The organism is Streptomyces sp. NPDC107550 (genome assembly GCF_055639095.1).
Map to the genome: position 1 here is coordinate 139322 of NZ_JBVKBC010000009.1, position 15305 is coordinate 154626.

Below are 15305 nucleotides of genomic sequence, written 5' to 3' on the forward strand. Positions count from 1 at the left end.
AGCATACCCCGAATGAGACATGTGTGTCTCATTCGAAAGGGTAACGTGCCAGCCGAGGCACTGACGGGTCAGGACCGACCGCAGTGCCCTGACCGGTCAGGACCTACCGGCAGCCCGTCGGGTACGCCGAAGAGGCCCGGCCCCCTTCGCAGGGGCGGGGCCTCGGTTTCGTACGGGACGGGCGTGCGGTTACTTCTTGGCGTCCGCCCAGGTCCGCTGGACGGCGAGGTCCTGCTTGACCTCGGCGAGCTGGACCGCGACCGCGCTCGGTGCGGTGCCGCCGCGCCCGGAGCGGGAGGCGAGGGCGCCGGGCACGTTGAGGACCGTGCGCACCTCGGGCGTCAGATGCTCGGAGATCTTGGCGAACTGCTCGTCGGTGAGGTCGTCCAGCTCCTTGTTCTCGGCCTCGGCGACCTTGACGCACTCGCCGGCGACCTCGTGCGCGACACGGAACGGGACGCCCTGCTTGACCAGCCACTCCGCGATGTCGGTGGCGAGCGAGAAACCGGCCGGGGCCAGCTCCTCCATGCGCTCCCGGTTGACGGTGAGGGTGGCCATCATGCCGGTGAAGGCGGGCAGCAGGACCGTGAGCTGGTCACAGGAGTCGAAGACCGGCTCCTTGTCCTCCTGGAGGTCGCGGTTGTAGGCGAGGGGCAGCGCCTTGAGCGTGGCGAGCAGACCCGTCAGATTGCCGATGAGGCGGCCGGACTTGCCGCGCGCCAGCTCCGCGATGTCCGGGTTCTTCTTCTGCGGCATGATCGACGAGCCGGTGGAGAAGGCGTCGTGGAGCGTGACGAAGGAGAACTCCTTCGTGTTCCAGATGATGACCTCCTCCGCGATGCGCGAGAGGTTCACGCCGATCATCGCGGTGATGAAGGCGAACTCCGCGACGAAGTCCCGCGAGGCCGTCCCGTCGATCGAGTTGGCGGCGGAGCCGTGCTCGAAGCCGAGGTCACGGGCGACCGCCTCGGGGTCGAGACCCAGCGAGGAGCCCGCGAGCGCGCCCGAGCCGTACGGGGAGACGGCCGTGCGCTCGTCCCACTGCCGCAGCCGCTCGGCGTCCCGGGACAGCGACTGGACGTGCGCGAGGACGTGGTGGGCGAAGAGGACCGGCTGGGCGTGCTGGAGGTGCGTACGGCCCGGCATGGCGACGTCCGGGTGCGCCTCCGCGAGCCCGACCAGCGCCTCCTGGAGGTCCGCGATCAGGCCGCCGAGGATCCTCGCCTGGTCGCGCAGGTACATCCGGAAGAGGGTCGCCACCTGGTCGTTGCGGGAGCGGCCCGCGCGCAGCTTGCCGCCGAGGTCGGGGCCGAGCCGCTCCAGCAGGCCGCGCTCCAGGGCGGTGTGCACGTCCTCGTCGGCGATGGTGCCGACGAAGGAGCCGTCGGCGACGTCCGCCTCCAGGCGGTCGAGCCCGTCGAGCATCCGGGTCAGCTCGTCGTCGGTGAGCAGGCCCGCCGTGTGCAGCACGCGCGCGTGGGCGCGCGAACCCGCGATGTCGTAGGGGGCGAGGCGCCAGTCGAAGTGGACGGAGGCGGAGAGTTTCGCCAGGGCCTCGGCGGGGCCGTCGGCGAACCGGCCGCCCCAGAGGCGGACATCGCCGGTGTTGCTGCTCACGTGCTCTGCTCCTCAAGCCGGTGGTTGTCATGCATGATTATGCAGAGTCATGCATGATTCGTCAATCGGGCCGGGCATACGCACCGGCGGGGAAGCCCATACTTCCCCCATGGGAAAGACCTACGAACGCATAGACGGCCGGCTGCGGACCTTCATCGAGGAACAGCCCGTGTTCTTCACGGCCACGGCGCCGCTGGCCGCCGACGGCACCGTGAACCTGTCACCCAAAGGGCTGAAGGGTTCCTTCGCCGTCCTCGACGAACACACCGTCGCCTACCTCGACTTCACCGGCTCCAACGCGGAGACCGTCGCCCACCTGCGCGAGAACGGCCGCATCACCCTCATGTGGTGCGCGTTCCAGGGCCCGCCGAACATCGTGCGGGTGCACGGGCGCGGCGAGCCCGTCTTCCGCGACGACGAGCGCTTCCCCGGTCTCCTCGCCCGCTTCCCCGGCATCGACCCGACCCCGCACGGGCTGCGCGCGATCATCGTCGTGCACGCCGAACTCGTCCGTGACACCTGCGGATACGCGGTGCCGTTCATGTCGTACGACGAGGACCGCGATCTGCACGCCAAGCGCTTCGCGCGCGAGGACGACGCCTCCCTCGACGCCTACTTCCAGAAGAAGGAGCACATCGCGGCGAGCCTGGACGGCCTTCCCGGGCTGCCGCTCCCGCTCCCGCCCGCTACGTTCTGACCCATGCGTCCCGTATCTCCCGTACGTCCCGCGCTTCTCGTCCGTACCGGATCGTCCGTGCGTCCCGCCCTTCGGGTAGGTACCAAGTCCTCCGTACGGGCCAAGTCCTCCGTGCGGGCCGGTCTCGCCGTCGCCCTCGCCGCCTGCGCGCTGTTCTCGGCCGCGCCGCCCGCCGGGTCCGCCGTCGCCGGTCTGCCCGCCCGGATGGCCGACACGGGCGGCGGGAGCCAGGTCCTCACGGCCGAGGCGCCCCGCCTCTCCGCCACCACCGGCACCCTGAGCTGGTGGGACCGGCGGGCGGACGGGCGCTGGGTGCGGGCCGGGTCGGCGCCGGCCAGGTTCGGGGCGAACGGGCTGGTGGAGGGCATCCAACGGCGGCAGGGGACGTCCACCACGCCGACGGGCCTCTTCGCGCTGCCGTTCGCGTTCGGCACCGCGCCCGCGCCGGCCGGGACGGCGACGCCCTACCGCGCGGTGCGGCCCACCTCGTGGTGGTGCGAGGACAACGACTCCCGCTCCTACAACCGCTGGACGGACCCGCGCCCCGCCGACTGCCGGGCGAGCGAGTCGGAGCGCCTGGCCGACTACGACACGCAGTACGCGCACGCCCTCGTCGTCGCCTTCAACTACCACCGGCCCGTACGCGGACGCGGCGCGGGCATCTTCCTGCACGTCAACGGGCGCGGGGCGACGGCAGGTTGCGTGTCCGTGCCGCGCGCCGCGATGCGGGACATCCTCGCCTGGGCCCGCCCGGACCGCGCCCCGCACCTCGCCATCGGCACGGCGTCGGGGCCCACCGCGCTCACCCGCTACTGAGGGCGCCGGACGCGCCCCGGCCGGGACGCGTGTACCGACCACATATCGAGACACGGTTGCACGGGCACCGGACGGCGGCGTTGCATCGCCCGGTGCAGAGCGATACCGAACACCCGAACCCCTCCCCCGGCCCGGCCTCCGAGCCCACCGGGACCCCTGAGCCGGCCGGGTCCCCCGACGGACCGGCCACCGCGTCCGCCGACCGCGCCGCCCGCCTCGCCGTGACCGTCTTCCCGGTCCTCGTCCTGGTCGCGGGCGCCTGGGGGCTCGCCGCGCCCGGCACGTTCTCCGGCTGGGGGCCGAACGTCCCGTACCTGCTGGGCGTCGTGATGTTCTGCATGGGTCTGACGATGACGCTCGGGGACTTCAAGGGCGTCGCGCGGCGGCCCTGGGCGGTCGGGCTCGGGCTCGTCGCCCACTACGTGATCATGCCGGGGCTCGGCTGGCTCATCGCGCACGCGCTCGGTCTGTCCCCGCAGCTCGCGGCCGGTGTCATCCTCGTCGGCTGCGCGCCCAGCGGCACCGCGTCCAACGTGGTGACGTACCTGGCCCGGGGCGATGTGGCCCTGTCGGTCTCGGTGGCGACCGTCTCCACGGTCCTCGCGCCGCTGGTCACTCCCCCGCTGACGCTGCTGCTCGCGGGCGCTTATCTGCCGGTGGACGCCGCGTCGATGATGACGGACATCCTGAAGACCGTGCTGCTGCCGGTCGTCGCGGGCCTCGTCGTCCGGCTCGTCCTCGGGCGGTACGTGGACCGGCTCCTGAAGGCGCTGCCGTGGCTGTCGGCGCTGACGGTCGCCGTGATCGTGGCCGTGGTCGTCGCGGGCAGCGCCGACGCCATCCGGTCGGCGGCCGGGCTCGTGCTGCTCGCCGTCGTCCTGCACAACGGGCTCGGGCTGCTGCTCGGCTACGGCGCGGGCAGGGCGGCCCGGCTCGGACCGCCCGCCTCGCGCGCGATGGCCTTCGAGGTCGGCATGCAGAACTCGGGGCTCGCCGCCTCGCTGGCCACCGCCCATTTCAGCCCGCTCGCCGCCCTGCCCGCCGCCGTGTTCTCGGTGTGGCACAACGTCTCCGGCGCGCTGGTCGCCGCCTGGATGGCCCATCGGGCGCGGCGCGCGGCGGCGTAGCGCCCCCGTGACCGCCCCCGCGCCTCAGTGGTCGTTCTGGGCGAGGCGCAGCAGGTGCTCGGCGAGGGCCTGGCCGCCCGCCGGGTCCCGGCTGATCAGCATCAGCGTGTCGTCGCCCGCGATCGTGCCGAGGATGTCGTGCAGTTCGGCCTGGTCGATGGCGGAGGCGAGGAACTGGGCGGCGCCCGGCGGGGTGCGCAGCACGACCAGGTTGGCCGACGCCTCCGCGGAGATGAGCAGTTCGCCCGCGAGGCGGCGCATCCGCTCCTCCTTCGCGGACTCGCCGAGCGGCGCCTGCGGGGTGCGGAAGCCGCCCTCGCTGGGCACGGCGTAGATCAGCTCGCCGCCGGTGTTGCGGATCTTCACCGCGCCCAGTTCGTCGAGGTCGCGCGAGAGCGTGGCCTGGGTGACGGTCAGTCCGTCGTCGGCGAGCAGCTTCGCCAACTGGCTCTGCGAGCGCACCGGCTGCCGGTTCAGGATGTCCACGATCCGGCGGTGGCGCGCGGTGCGCGTCTGCGGCACGGCAGGGCCCTGGCCGCCGTGGGTGGCCCGCTCGTCGTTCTCCGCTTTGCTGCTCATCGTCGTCCCATCCTCAGGATCGTGCTTCCCCGTCGTCCGCTGCCGCGTCCAGGACGGCGGGCAGCGCCGCGAGGAACGCGTCCGCCTCGGCGTCGGTCAGGTTCAGCGGCGGCATCAGCCGTACGACGTCCGGGGCGGGCGCGTTCACCAGGAGGCCCGCGTCCTGGGCCGCCTGCTGCACCCGCTGTGCGCGCGGCCCGGTGAGCACGATACCCAGCAGGAGGCCCGCGCCCCGGACATGGCTGACGAGCGGGTGCCCGAGCCCTTCGACGCCGGCGGTCAGCTTGGCGCCGACGCGCTTGGTGTTGGCGAGCAGGCCCTCGGTGCCGACGGTGTCGAGTACGGCGAGTCCCGCGGCGCAGGCGATGGGGTTGCCGCCGAAGGTCGTGCCGTGCTGACCGGGCCTCAGCAGCCGCGCCGTCTCGCCGAAGGCGACGGTCGCACCGAGCGGGAGGCCGCCGCCGAGCCCCTTGGCGAGCGTGACGACGTCAGGCTCGATGCCCTCCTCCGCCTGGTACGCGAACCAGTGCCCGGTGCGGCCGACGCCGGTCTGCACCTCGTCGAGGACGAGCAGGGTCCCGGTCGCGCGGGTGATGTCGCGGGCCGCCTTCAGATAGCCGGCGGGCGGTACGACGACGCCGTTCTCGCCCTGGATCGGCTCGATGACGACGAACGCGGTCTCCTCGGTGACCGCCGCCCGCAGCGCCTCCACGTCCCCGTACGGGACATGCGTGACGTCGCCGGGCAGGGGCGTGAAGCCGTCCTGCTTGCCGGGCTGGCCGGTCAGGGCGAGGGCGCCCATCGTGCGGCCGTGGAAGCCGCCGGTGGTGGCGACCATGTGCCGCCTGCCGGTGAGGCGGCCGATCTTGAAGGCGCCCTCGTTGGCCTCGGCGCCGGAGTTGCAGAAGAAGACGGCGCCGTCGCGGCCGAACAGCTCCAGGAGGCGTTCGGCGAGGGCGACGGGCGGCTCGGCGACGAACAGGTTGGAGACGTGCCCGAGCGAGGCGATCTGGCGGCTGACCGCCTCGACGACCGCCGGGTGCGCGTGGCCGAGGGCGTTGACCGCGATGCCGCCGACGAAGTCGAGGTAGGCGGTGCCGTCGGCGTCCCACACGCGGGCGCCGGCGCCCTTGACCAGCGGCAGCCGGGGCGTGCCGTAGTTGTTCATCAGGGCGCCCTGCCAGCGCCGGGTCAGCTCTGCGTTGCTCATGCGGTGCCCCCGTGTTCTGCGTTCGGCTGTGCGGCGTGCGGCTGTTCGGCGTCGGGCACGACCATGGTGCCGATGCCCTCGTCGGTGAAGATCTCCAGCAGGATCGAGTGCTGGACGCGGCCGTCGATGACGCGGGCGGTGTGCACGCCGTTGCGTACGGCGTGCAGGCAGCCCTCCATCTTCGGGACCATGCCGCTCGCCAGGTCGGGGAGCAGCTTCTCCAGTTCGGCGGCGGTGAGCTTGCTGATGACCTCGTCGGAGTGGGGCCAGTCCTCGTACAGCCCCTCGACGTCGGTCAGGACCATCAGCGTCTCGGCGTCAAGAGCCGCAGCGAGTGCCGCAGCCGCCGTATCAGCATTGACGTTGTAGACATGGTGGTCGTCCTGGGATCGGGCGATGGAGGAGACGACCGGGATGCGGCCGTCGGCGAGCAGGGCCTCGATGGCGCCGGTGTCGATCTCGGTGATCTCGCCGACGCGTCCGATGTCGACCAGCTCGCCCTCGATGCGGGGCTGGTGCTTGGTGGCGGTGATGGTGTGGGCGTCCTCGCCGGTGAGGCCGACGGCGAGCGGGCCGTGCTGGTTGAGCAGGCCGACCAGTTCACGCTGGACCTGCCCGGCGAGCACCATCCGTACGACGTCCATGGCGTCCTCGGTGGTGACGCGCAGGCCCGCCTTGAACTCGCTGACGATGCCGTGCCGGTCGAGGGCCTTGCTGATCTGCGGGCCGCCGCCGTGCACGACGACGGGCTTGAGCCCGGCGTGGTGCAGGAAGACGACGTCCTGGGCGAACGCGGCCTTCAGCTCCTCGTCGACCATGGCGTTGCCGCCGAACTTGATGACGACGGTCTTGCCGTGGTGGCGGGTCAGCCAGGGCAGCGCCTCGATGAGCGTCTGCGCCTTGGGCAGCGCGGTGTGTTTGCGGGCCGTGGCCTTCTGGTGCTCGCTCATGAGGAGTACGCGCTGTTCTCGTGGACGTAGTCGGCGGTGAGGTCGTTGGTCCAGATGGTGGCGGACGCGGTGCCGGCGGCGAGGTCGGCGGTGACGACGACCTCGCGGAAGCGCATGTCGACCTTGTCGCGGTCCTCGCCGACGCCGCCGTTCTCGCAGACCCACACGCCGTTGATGGCGACGTTGAGGGCGTCCGGCTCGAAGGCGGCCTTCGTGGTGCCGATGGCGGACAGGACGCGGCCCCAGTTGGGGTCCTCGCCGTGGATCGCGCACTTGAGGAGGTTGTTGCGGGCGATGGAGCGGCCGACCTCGACGGCGTCGTCCTCGCTGGCCGCGTTGATCACCTCGACCTTGATGTCCTTGCTGGCGCCCTCGGCGTCGCCGATGAGCTGGCGGCCCAGGTCGTCGCAGACGGCGCGGACGGCCTCGGCGAACTCGGCCTCGTCGGGGGTGACTTCGGAGGCGCCGGAGGCGAGGAGGAGCACGGTGTCGTTGGTGGACATGCAGCCGTCGGAGTCGACGCGGTCGAAGGTGACGCGGGTGGCCTCGCGCAGCGCGCGGTCGAGGGCGCCGGCGGGCAGGTCGGCGTCGGTGGTGAGGACGACGAGCATGGTGGCGAGCCCGGGCGCGAGCATGCCGGCGCCCTTGGCCATGCCGCCGACGGTCCAGCCGGCGCCCTCGTGGACGGCGGTCTTGTGGACGGTGTCGGTGGTCTTGATGGCGATGGCGGCCTTCTCGCCGCCGTGCTCGGAGAGCGTGCCGGCGGCGGTCTCGATGCCGGGCAGGAGCTTGTCCATCGGGAGGAGGACGCCGATGAGGCCGGTGGAGGCGACGGCGACCTCGCCCGCGTTCAGACCGAGGACCTCGGCGGCCTTCTCCGCGGTGGCGTGCGTGTCCTGGAAGCCCTTGGGGCCCGTACAGGCGTTGGCGCCACCGGAGTTGAGGACGACGGCGGAGACGGCGCCGCCCTTGAGGACCTGCTCGCTCCAGAGCACCGGGGCGGCCTTGACGCGGTTGGAGGTGAAGACGCCCGCGGCTGCCTGGCGGGGGCCGCGGTTGACCACGAGGGCCAGGTCCGGGTTGCCGCTCTCCTTGATCCCGGCGGCGATGCCCGCTGCCTGGAATCCCTTGGCTGCCGTCACACTCACTGTGTCTCCTCGTTGGCTCGCGTGCCCGCGCCGCCGGGCGGCGGGGGCGTCATCGTCGTCGTCCGGGCGGTGCTCACGGGGCGACGCCGGTCGTGGGGAGCCCGGTGGTCTCGTCGAGCCCCAGGGCGATGTTCATGGACTGCACGGCACCGCCGGCGGTGCCCTTGGTCAGGTTGTCGATGGCGCTGATCACGATGGCGCGGCCGGTCGACTCGTCCAGGGCGACCTGGAGCTGCGCGGTGTTCGACCCGTACACGGCGGCGGTCGCGGGCCACTGCCCCTCGGGCAGCAACCGCACGAACGGCTCGTCGCCGTACGCCTTCTCGTACGCGGCCCGCAGCGCCTCGGCGCTCACCCCGGGGGCGGTGCGGGCGGAGCAGGTGGCGAGGATGCCGCGCGGCATCGGCGCGAGGGTCGGCGTGAACGACACCGAGATCCGGTGCCCGGCGGCGGCGCTGAGGTTCTGGATCATCTCGGGCGTGTGCCGGTGCCCGCCGCCGACGCCGTACGGGGACATGTTCCCCATGACCTCGCTGCCGAGCAGGTGCGGCTTGGCGGCCTTGCCCGCGCCCGAGCTGCCGGACGCGGCGACGATCACGGCCTCGTCCTCGACCAGGCCCGCCGCGTACGCGGGGGCGAGGGCGAGGGAGACGGCCGTCGGGTAGCAACCGGGCACCGCGATGCGCTTGGACCCCTCCAGCGCGGCGCGGGCACCCGGCAGTTCGGGGAGGCCGTAGGGCCAGGTCCCGGCGTGCGGGCTGCCGTAGAACTTCTCCCAGTCGGCGGCGTCGGCGAGCCGGAAGTCGGCGCCCATGTCGACGACGAGGACGTCCGGGCCGAGCTGCTCGGCGACGGCGGCGGACTGCCCGTGCGGCAGCGCCAGGAACACGACGTCGTGCCCGGCCAGCTCCTCGGCGGTGGTGGCGCCGAGCACGCGGTCGGCGAGCGGCGGCAGATGCGGCTGGAGCGCGCCGAGCCGCTGCCCGGCGTTGCTGTTGCCCGTGAGCGCGCCGATCTCGACCTCGGGGTGCCCGAGGAGCAGACGCAGCGCCTCACCGCCCGCGTATCCGCTCGCGCCCGCCACTGCTACCCGCACCACCATGGAACCCTCCTCTTGGATGGCATGACTATACGTGCAGCTGCACGTTTATGCAATCAACCGACGGGGCGCCCCGGGAACCCTGAGCAGTCGCCCGCACTGCGTAGAGTCCCCTCCGCCCCGACCGAACCGCCGATCGAGCTCCGGGAGGCCCGGCCCATGTCGCGTACCACCCCGCCTCGCCCCGCCGACGTGGAGGCCGCCTTCCCCGGACTGGCCGCCCAGCGACGAGCGGCGACCCGGCTGCACCCGCGCCGCGCGGCGCCCACGGCTCAGGACAGTTCGGTCGGCGGACCGCTGCTCTGGCCCGCGGACGAGCCCTGGCCCGTCTGCACCGTCCCGCACAAGCGGAGCAGCGGCTACCGCCTCGCCGACGTACGACAGGAACGGGAAATCCTCGAACGAGCCTGGAGGCGCGATCCTCGGTCCGGGCCGAACGCCGAGGAGGCCGACCTCCTCGCCCAGTTCAAGCGCGGCCGTCACGCGCCGCACCTCGCCGACACGGACCCCATTCCCCTGCTGGCCGTGGCCCAGCTCTACCGCCGCGACGTCCCCGGCCTTCCGGACACCGGCGAAGGCGACGTTCTCCAGGTGTTCTGGTGCCCGTTCGAGAAGCACGGCGACAGCCGGCACGAGCTCCACGTACATCTGCGGTGGCGCTCCGCTCGGGACACCGGCCCTCTTGTCGAGGAGCAGCCGGCCCCCGAGATCGTCGGCCGTTCGGAGCTCGTCCCCTCCCCCTGCGTCCTGCACCCCGAAGAGATCGTGGAGCACCCCTGCCTGACGACTCTGCCCGCCTCCCTGCGAGAGTGCGTCGACGCGTGGGAAGGCCCCGAGGACGACGGGCGCCCCCAGTACATCTACGACCTGTCCACCGCACCGGGCTGGAAGGTCGGTGGCTACCTCGCCTGGCGGCTCGCGGCCCCCCAGCCGCCGGCCTGTGGCGAGTGCGGCAGGGAGCTGATCCCGCTCCTCACCGTCGACGAACGCGAGTGGGACCCTGGCACGACGAGCTGGATCCCGCTGGAGGACCGACCGTACGCGGATGTCATGGACGCCAACGTCCCCACCGGCGTGTCACCGGGCAGCGGTCGGCTCGTCATCGACGCTTGTCCCGGAGGTGCAGGGCACCCGTACCGCTTCCTCACCTGATGAGCGTCCTCGGCCTGCTTCCCCGACCTGCTTCTTCGGGGTGAGGACAGCTCAGCAGAGTTCTCGGTCGCAGCAGGCGTGCACGGGCGTGACAGAGGTTCGTGTCCGGATGTGACAGGGAAGTGTCATTGTGGTCATGGGGCGGCGCGGGGAGCATAGAGGCATGGCCCTCACCCACCGGGTCGTCATCGCGGTCTTCCCCGATGTCGACCTTCTCGATGTCACCGGTCCCGCCGAGGTGTTCGCGCTGGCCAACCGGGAGACCCGGGGCCGCGCCGGGTACGAGGTGCGGCTCGCCGGGCCGGTGGGCGGGGCCGTGCGGACCTCGGCGGGGGTGCGGCTGCTCACCGACCTCTCCTTCGACGAGGTCGGCGCCGACGTCGACACCCTCGTGGTGCCCGGCGCGGTCGACATGGGCGAGGCCGGGCCGGTGGCGCGGGTGGACCCGGAGGTCGTGGCGTGGGTGGAGAAGACCGCGCCGCACGCGCGCCGGGTGGCGTCCGTCTGTGTCGGCGCGCACGTCCTGGCCGCCGCCGGGCTCCTCGACGGCATGAGCGCGACCACCCACTGGTCGACGGCCGCGCAACTCGCCGCCGACCACCCCGAGGTCACCGTCGCCCCCGACCCGATCTTCGTCCGCGCCGACCGGGGGCGGCTGTGGACCGGCGCCGGGATCAGCGCCTGCCTTGATCTGTCGCTCGCGCTGGTCGCCGAGGACCAGGGCGAGCGGACGGCACTGGCGGTCGCCCGGCAGCTCGTGATGTACCTGAAGCGGCAGGGCGGGCAGAGCCAGTTCTCCGTACCGCTGCGCAGGTCACCGGGGAAGCGCCGGGACATCGACGAACTGCGGCTGTGGATCGCGGAGCATCTGGACGCCGATCTGTCGGCGGCGGCGCTGGCCGAGCGGATGTGCCTGAGCGAGCGGCACTTCGCCCGCGTCTTCGCCCAGGAGACCGGCTCCAGCCCGGCGGCGTACGTCGAGGCCGCGCGCGTCGAGGTGGCCCGCCGCCTGCTGGAGACCGGGGACGCGCCGCTCGACTCGGTCGCCGCCACCAGCGGGCTCGGCTCGGTGGAGACCCTGCACCGGGCGTTCCGCCGCCAGTTGGGGACGACCCCGGCCGCGTACCGCCGCCGCTTCCGCACGACCTGAAGGAAACCTATGCCAACGGCCGGCGTCGCCGGTTGTCGTACGACCGTTCCTTCCTCACGCACACCCACCGAAAGGCACAGCCATGTCCACGCACACCCCTTCCGCCACCCTCCGCGAGGTCTCCGGGATCGGCGGCGAGCCCGCCGCGCTCACCGGGTCCGCCCTCGTCCTCATCGACTTCCAGAACACCTACCGCAGCGGCGTGATGGCCCTCGAAGGCGCCGACGAGGCGCTGGCGGAGGCCGCGCGGCTGCTGGCCCGGGCCCGCGCCGCCGGTACTCCCGTCGTGCACGTCGTCCATGACGGCGGCGAGGGCAGCCCGTACGACATCCGCGCGGAGATCGGCGCGATCTGCGACGCGGTCGCGCCCGTGGACGGCGAGCCGGTGGTCGTCAAGCAGTACCCGAACTCCTTCCACGCGACCGCGCTGGAGAAGACGCTGGAGGGCCTCGGGTTCGCCGCCGGCGAGGGGCGCACGCTGATACTCGCCGGGTTCATGACGCACATGTGCGTGTCGTACACGGCCCAGGGCGCCTTCAACCTCGGTTACGCCCCGACCGTCGTCGCCGACGCCACCGCGACCCGCTCGCTGCCCGCTCCGGACGGTACGGCCCTGCCCGCCGCCGCGCTCAAGACGGCGGCGCTGACGACGCTGGCCGACCTGTTCGCCGTGGTCGTCCCGGACACCGGGGCCCTGGGCGCCTGACCCGTCCGCCCACCCCTCCGCCTCTCCGCCCCGCCGACCTAGACTGCGTATCCGCGCACATGGACGGCCGGGGCGGAGAGGGGCGCGCGATGACGTACGCGACAGCGAGCACGCCGCCGGTGCCGATGCCAGTGCCGGACGTGCTGGAGTTCTGGGCCGGGTCCTGGCACATCGAGCGGACCGTACGGGACCTCGCCGACGATCTGACCGGCACCTTCACCGGCACCGCCCGCTTCACCACCGAGGGCGCGGACCCCGGCGGCCTGCTGCACGCCGAGTCCGGCACCTTCACCTGGCGCGGCACCGCACGGCCCGCCGAGCGCACCCTGCGCTGCCTGCCGGGCGCAGCCCCCGGCACCGCCGAGGTCCGCTTCGCCGACGGCCGCTTCTTCCACGCCCTGGACCTGCGTACGGGCCACTGCGTGGCGGATCATCCCTGCGCGGAGGACCTGTACCGGGGCGAGTTCACCGTGTACGGCGCGGACCGGTGGCGGACGGTGTGGCGGGTGCGCGGCCCCGCGAAGGACCTGCGCCTGACGACCGACTACCGGCGCGCGTGACCGCGCCCCCCGCGCCCCCCGCGCTCCGCCTCACGCGCCACCCGCGCTCACCGACCCACACCCGGCCCGCGCTCACCACCCCTCCCCCTCACACGCCGCCCGCAGCCGCCGTACCCCCTCCCCGATCTCCGCCTGTCCGGCGACCGCGACGAAGCTCAACCGGACGTACGGGGCGGGCGGTTCGGCGGCGAAGTAGGGGCGGCCCGGCGCGAGCGCGACCCCGTGCCGCAGCGCCCCGGCGACGAAGCGGCGGTCGTCGGTGCCGTCGGGCAGCCGCGCCCACAAGTGATAGCCACCGGCCGGGATATGAGCCACCGTCAGCTCCGGCAGCGAAGTAGCCAGCGCCGCCGCGAGGGTGTCGCGCCGGGCCCGCAACTCCCCCGCCACGGTGCGCAGATGACGCGGCCAGGCGGGCGAGCCGACGAGTTCGAGCGTGGCCTCCTGGAGCGGGCGCGGCACGAAGAGCTGGTCGACGACCTGGATCGCGCGCAGCCGCTCCAGCACGGGCCCGCGCGCGGCGAGGCAGCCCACGCGCAGGCTCGGCGAGGTGGCCTTGGTGAGCGAGCAGACGTGGACGACGACACCGTCCGGGTCGTCCGTCGCCAGGGGCCTCGGCAGCGGCCCCGAGTCCTCGTGCACGAGCCGCCGCACGAAGTCGTCCTCGACGACGAACGCTCCGGCCTCCCGCGCGATGCGCAGCACCTCGGGGCGGCGCTCGGCGCTGAGCACGGCGCCGGTCGGGTTCTGGAACAGCGGCTGGCACACGAACAGCCGGGCGCCGCTGGCCTTGAACGCGGCCGCGAGCAGCTCGGGGCGTACGCCGTCGCGGTCCACGGGCACCGGGACGGGCCGCATCCCGGCGGCGCGGGCGATGGCCAGCAGGCCGGGGTAGGTCGGGGACTCGACGAGGACGGGGGCGCCGGGCGGGGCCAGCGCCCGCAGCGCGGTGGCGAGCGCGGCCTGACCGCCGTTCGTGATCAGCACCTCGGCGTCCGTGACGGCGCCGCCGATGCCGCGCGCGAACCACTCCCGCAGTTCGGGCACGCCGTCCACGGGCGGCCGGTTCCAGGCGCCGGGGCGGCGTCCGGCGCGGGCGAGGGCGGCGGCGAGCGCGGTGGTGGGCTGCAAGGACTGGTGGAGGTAGCCACCGTTGAACTCGATGACTCCGGGCGGTGACGCGGCGAGCGTGACGAGGACGCCCGAGGCGTCGACGGCCCTCGGGACGCGTTCGGCGGAGCCCTCGGCGCTGAGCGCGACCTCCTGCCAGGAGGTGTCGCCCACGGGCACGGCCGTACGCGGGGCGGCCCGGAACGCGCCCGCTCCCGGCCGGGTCACCACGAGCCCCTCGGCGGAGAGCCGGGCCAGCGCCCGCGAGACGGTGACCGGGCTGACCCGGAACCGCTCGACGAGCGCACGGCTGGACGGCAGCTTCTCACCCGGCGAGTAGCGGTTCAGCTCCGCCCGCAGACTGTTCGCCAACTCACCCACACTGCTACGCTCGTACATGAGGACAGAGAATAGCGCTACCACCACTTCCGGGATAGCGGTCGCCACGTCCGGCCGGGCCGGTTCGACCCGGGCCCCCGTACGCCCCACCCGGCGCCCGGGGCGGCCCGCGCGACCGGCCGCCGGCACGCTCCTCGCCGCGCTCGGCGTCACCGCCTTCTCGCTCACCTTCCCCGCGACCGTCTGGGGCCTCGACGGCTTCGGCCCGTACTCCCTGATCGGCGTGCGCAGCGTGCTGGCCGCGCTGATCGCCGGGACCTGTCTGCTCGTCCTGCGCGTCCGGGTGCCCGAGCGGCGGCACTGGGCGGGGCTCGTGGTCGTCGCGGCGGGCGTCGTCGTCGGCTTCCCGCTGCTCACGACGCTGGCGCTGACGACCGCGACCACCGCGCACTCGGCGGTCGTCGTGGGGCTGCTGCCGCTGACGACGGCCGTGTTCTCCGCGCTGCGCACGGGCGCGCGGCCCTCCCGTACGTTCTGGGTCGCGGCCTGCGCCGGGGCCGCCGCCGTGATCGCGTTCACCGTGCAGCAGAGCGGCGGCGCGCTGACCAGGGCCGACCTCTACCTCTTCGCGGCCCTGCTGATCTGCGCGGCCGGCTACACCGAGGGCGGGCGGCTCGCCGGGGTCATGCCGGGCTGGCAGGTCATCGCGTGGGCGCTCGTCCTGTGCCTGCCGCTCGCGGTCGCCGGGTCGGCGGTGGCCTTCTCGTACGAGCCGCTGCGGCTGACCGGGCACGCGGTGGCGGGACTGCTGTGGCTCGCGGCCGGGTCGCAGTTCCTCGGGCTGGTCGTCTGGTACAAGGGCATGGGCCTGATCGGCGTACCGAAGGCCAGTCAACTCCAGCTCGCGCAGCCGCTGTTGACGCTCGTGTGGTCGGTCGCGCTGCTGGGTGAGGCGCTGCCGCTCGCGGCGCCCGTGACCGCCGTCGCGGTGCTCGTGTGCATCGCCGTCACCCAGCGCTCACGCGGCTGAGCCCCCACCCCCCGGATG

At 73.3% G+C, this 15305-nt stretch carries 15 protein-coding genes; 8 read left to right on the plus strand and 7 right to left on the minus strand.

What is annotated here, in order from left to right; all coding sequences use genetic code 11:
* Window positions 1-189: 189 nt before the first annotated feature.
* The gene (argH, locus tag ACZ7LY_RS15460) at window positions 190-1617 is read right to left on the minus strand and encodes an argininosuccinate lyase (protein WP_471625078.1); all 1428 of its coding nucleotides are present in this window, start codon (window positions 1615-1617) and stop codon (window positions 190-192) included.
* Window positions 1618-1726: 109 nt separating this feature from the next.
* Between argH and ACZ7LY_RS15465 the strand changes: the two genes are divergently transcribed.
* From ACZ7LY_RS15465 to ACZ7LY_RS15475, 3 genes are all read left to right on the plus strand, one after another.
* Window positions 1727-2314 carry a pyridoxamine 5'-phosphate oxidase family protein gene (locus ACZ7LY_RS15465; protein ID WP_471625079.1) on the plus strand — a complete coding sequence of 196 codons (588 nt, stop codon included), beginning with the start codon at window positions 1727-1729 and terminating at the stop codon, window positions 2312-2314.
* 3 nt (window positions 2315-2317) lie between these two features.
* Window positions 2318-3130, plus strand: a complete 813-nt coding sequence (locus ACZ7LY_RS15470) for a L,D-transpeptidase family protein (protein WP_471625080.1) — start codon at window positions 2318-2320, stop codon at window positions 3128-3130.
* Between the two features lie 92 nt (window positions 3131-3222).
* Window positions 3223-4257: a bile acid:sodium symporter family protein gene (locus tag ACZ7LY_RS15475; RefSeq protein WP_471625081.1), complete on the plus strand. Its 1035-nt coding sequence runs from the start codon at window positions 3223-3225 to the stop codon at window positions 4255-4257.
* Between the two features lie 24 nt (window positions 4258-4281).
* Here ACZ7LY_RS15475 and ACZ7LY_RS15480 read toward each other — a convergent pair whose 3' ends face one another.
* From ACZ7LY_RS15480 to argC, 5 genes are all read right to left on the minus strand, one after another.
* Window positions 4282-4836, minus strand: coding sequence for an arginine repressor (locus tag ACZ7LY_RS15480; RefSeq protein WP_471625082.1), 555 nt, complete (start codon window positions 4834-4836; stop codon window positions 4282-4284).
* 13 nt (window positions 4837-4849) lie between these two features.
* Window positions 4850-6046 carry an acetylornithine transaminase gene (locus tag ACZ7LY_RS15485; protein ID WP_471625083.1) on the minus strand — a complete coding sequence of 399 codons (1197 nt, stop codon included), beginning with the start codon at window positions 6044-6046 and terminating at the stop codon, window positions 4850-4852.
* The gene (gene argB / locus ACZ7LY_RS15490) at window positions 6043-6996 is read right to left on the minus strand and encodes an acetylglutamate kinase (protein WP_471625084.1); all 954 of its coding nucleotides are present in this window, start codon (window positions 6994-6996) and stop codon (window positions 6043-6045) included. The genes ACZ7LY_RS15485 and argB overlap by 4 nt, the downstream gene beginning before the upstream one ends.
* Entirely contained in the window at window positions 6993-8144 is a 1152-nt protein-coding gene (gene argJ / locus ACZ7LY_RS15495) for a bifunctional glutamate N-acetyltransferase/amino-acid acetyltransferase ArgJ (RefSeq protein WP_471625085.1), read from the minus strand. Before argJ ends, argB begins: the two co-directional genes overlap by 4 nt.
* Window positions 8145-8217: 73 nt before the next feature.
* The gene (gene argC, locus ACZ7LY_RS15500) at window positions 8218-9246 is read right to left on the minus strand and encodes an N-acetyl-gamma-glutamyl-phosphate reductase (RefSeq protein WP_471625086.1); all 1029 of its coding nucleotides are present in this window, start codon (window positions 9244-9246) and stop codon (window positions 8218-8220) included.
* Between the two features lie 156 nt (window positions 9247-9402).
* Between argC and ACZ7LY_RS15505 the strand changes: the two genes are divergently transcribed.
* The 4 genes from ACZ7LY_RS15505 (at window position 9403) to ACZ7LY_RS15520 (ending at window position 12811) form a co-directional block, all read left to right on the plus strand.
* A complete protein-coding gene (locus ACZ7LY_RS15505; RefSeq protein WP_471625087.1) occupies window positions 9403-10395 on the plus strand; it encodes a hypothetical protein in 993 nt (330 codons plus the stop codon).
* A gap of 163 nt (window positions 10396-10558) precedes the next feature.
* Complete coding sequence (locus tag ACZ7LY_RS15510) at window positions 10559-11545, plus strand: GlxA family transcriptional regulator (RefSeq protein WP_471625088.1); 987 nt, start codon at window positions 10559-10561, stop codon at window positions 11543-11545.
* A gap of 82 nt (window positions 11546-11627) precedes the next feature.
* A complete protein-coding gene (locus ACZ7LY_RS15515) occupies window positions 11628-12251 on the plus strand; it encodes an isochorismatase family protein (protein WP_471625089.1) in 624 nt (207 codons plus the stop codon).
* A gap of 89 nt (window positions 12252-12340) precedes the next feature.
* Complete coding sequence (locus tag ACZ7LY_RS15520; protein ID WP_471625090.1) at window positions 12341-12811, plus strand: DUF6314 family protein; 471 nt, start codon at window positions 12341-12343, stop codon at window positions 12809-12811.
* A 72-nt stretch (window positions 12812-12883) separates the two neighbouring features.
* Here the strand turns inward: ACZ7LY_RS15520 and ACZ7LY_RS15525 are convergent, their stop codons facing one another.
* On the minus strand, window positions 12884-14317 hold the full coding sequence (locus ACZ7LY_RS15525) for an aminotransferase-like domain-containing protein (protein WP_471625091.1): 1434 nt from the start codon (window positions 14315-14317) through the stop codon (window positions 12884-12886).
* On the opposite strand from ACZ7LY_RS15525, the gene ACZ7LY_RS15530 reads away from it, so the two are divergent.
* The gene (locus ACZ7LY_RS15530; protein WP_471625092.1) at window positions 14316-15287 is read left to right on the plus strand and encodes a DMT family transporter; all 972 of its coding nucleotides are present in this window, start codon (window positions 14316-14318) and stop codon (window positions 15285-15287) included. The two genes, ACZ7LY_RS15525 and ACZ7LY_RS15530, sit on opposite strands and share 2 nt — an antisense overlap.
* The last annotated feature ends 18 nt before the right edge of the window (window positions 15288-15305 follow it).

Bases quoted from the DNA above. Each gene is read 5' to 3' on its own strand.
- ACZ7LY_RS15465 (WP_471625079.1), top strand. From the start codon at position 1,727: ATGGGAAAGACCTACGAACGCATAGACGGCCGGCTGCGGACCTTCATC.
- ACZ7LY_RS15470 (WP_471625080.1), top strand. From the start codon at position 2,318: ATGCGTCCCGTATCTCCCGTACGTCCCGCGCTTCTCGTCCGTACCGGA.
- ACZ7LY_RS15480 (WP_471625082.1), bottom strand. From the start codon at position 4,836: ATGAGCAGCAAAGCGGAGAACGACGAGCGGGCCACCCACGGCGGCCAG.
- ACZ7LY_RS15485 (WP_471625083.1), bottom strand. From the start codon at position 6,046: ATGAGCAACGCAGAGCTGACCCGGCGCTGGCAGGGCGCCCTGATGAAC.
- argB (WP_471625084.1), bottom strand. From the start codon at position 6,996: ATGAGCGAGCACCAGAAGGCCACGGCCCGCAAACACACCGCGCTGCCC.
- argC (WP_471625086.1), bottom strand. From the start codon at position 9,246: ATGGTGGTGCGGGTAGCAGTGGCGGGCGCGAGCGGATACGCGGGCGGT.
- ACZ7LY_RS15505 (WP_471625087.1), top strand. From the start codon at position 9,403: ATGTCGCGTACCACCCCGCCTCGCCCCGCCGACGTGGAGGCCGCCTTC.
- ACZ7LY_RS15510 (WP_471625088.1), top strand. From the start codon at position 10,559: ATGGCCCTCACCCACCGGGTCGTCATCGCGGTCTTCCCCGATGTCGAC.
- ACZ7LY_RS15515 (WP_471625089.1), top strand. From the start codon at position 11,628: ATGTCCACGCACACCCCTTCCGCCACCCTCCGCGAGGTCTCCGGGATC.
- ACZ7LY_RS15520 (WP_471625090.1), top strand. From the start codon at position 12,341: ATGACGTACGCGACAGCGAGCACGCCGCCGGTGCCGATGCCAGTGCCG.
- ACZ7LY_RS15530 (WP_471625092.1), top strand. From the start codon at position 14,316: ATGAGGACAGAGAATAGCGCTACCACCACTTCCGGGATAGCGGTCGCC.
- ACZ7LY_RS15525 (WP_471625091.1), bottom strand. From the start codon at position 14,317: ATGTACGAGCGTAGCAGTGTGGGTGAGTTGGCGAACAGTCTGCGGGCG.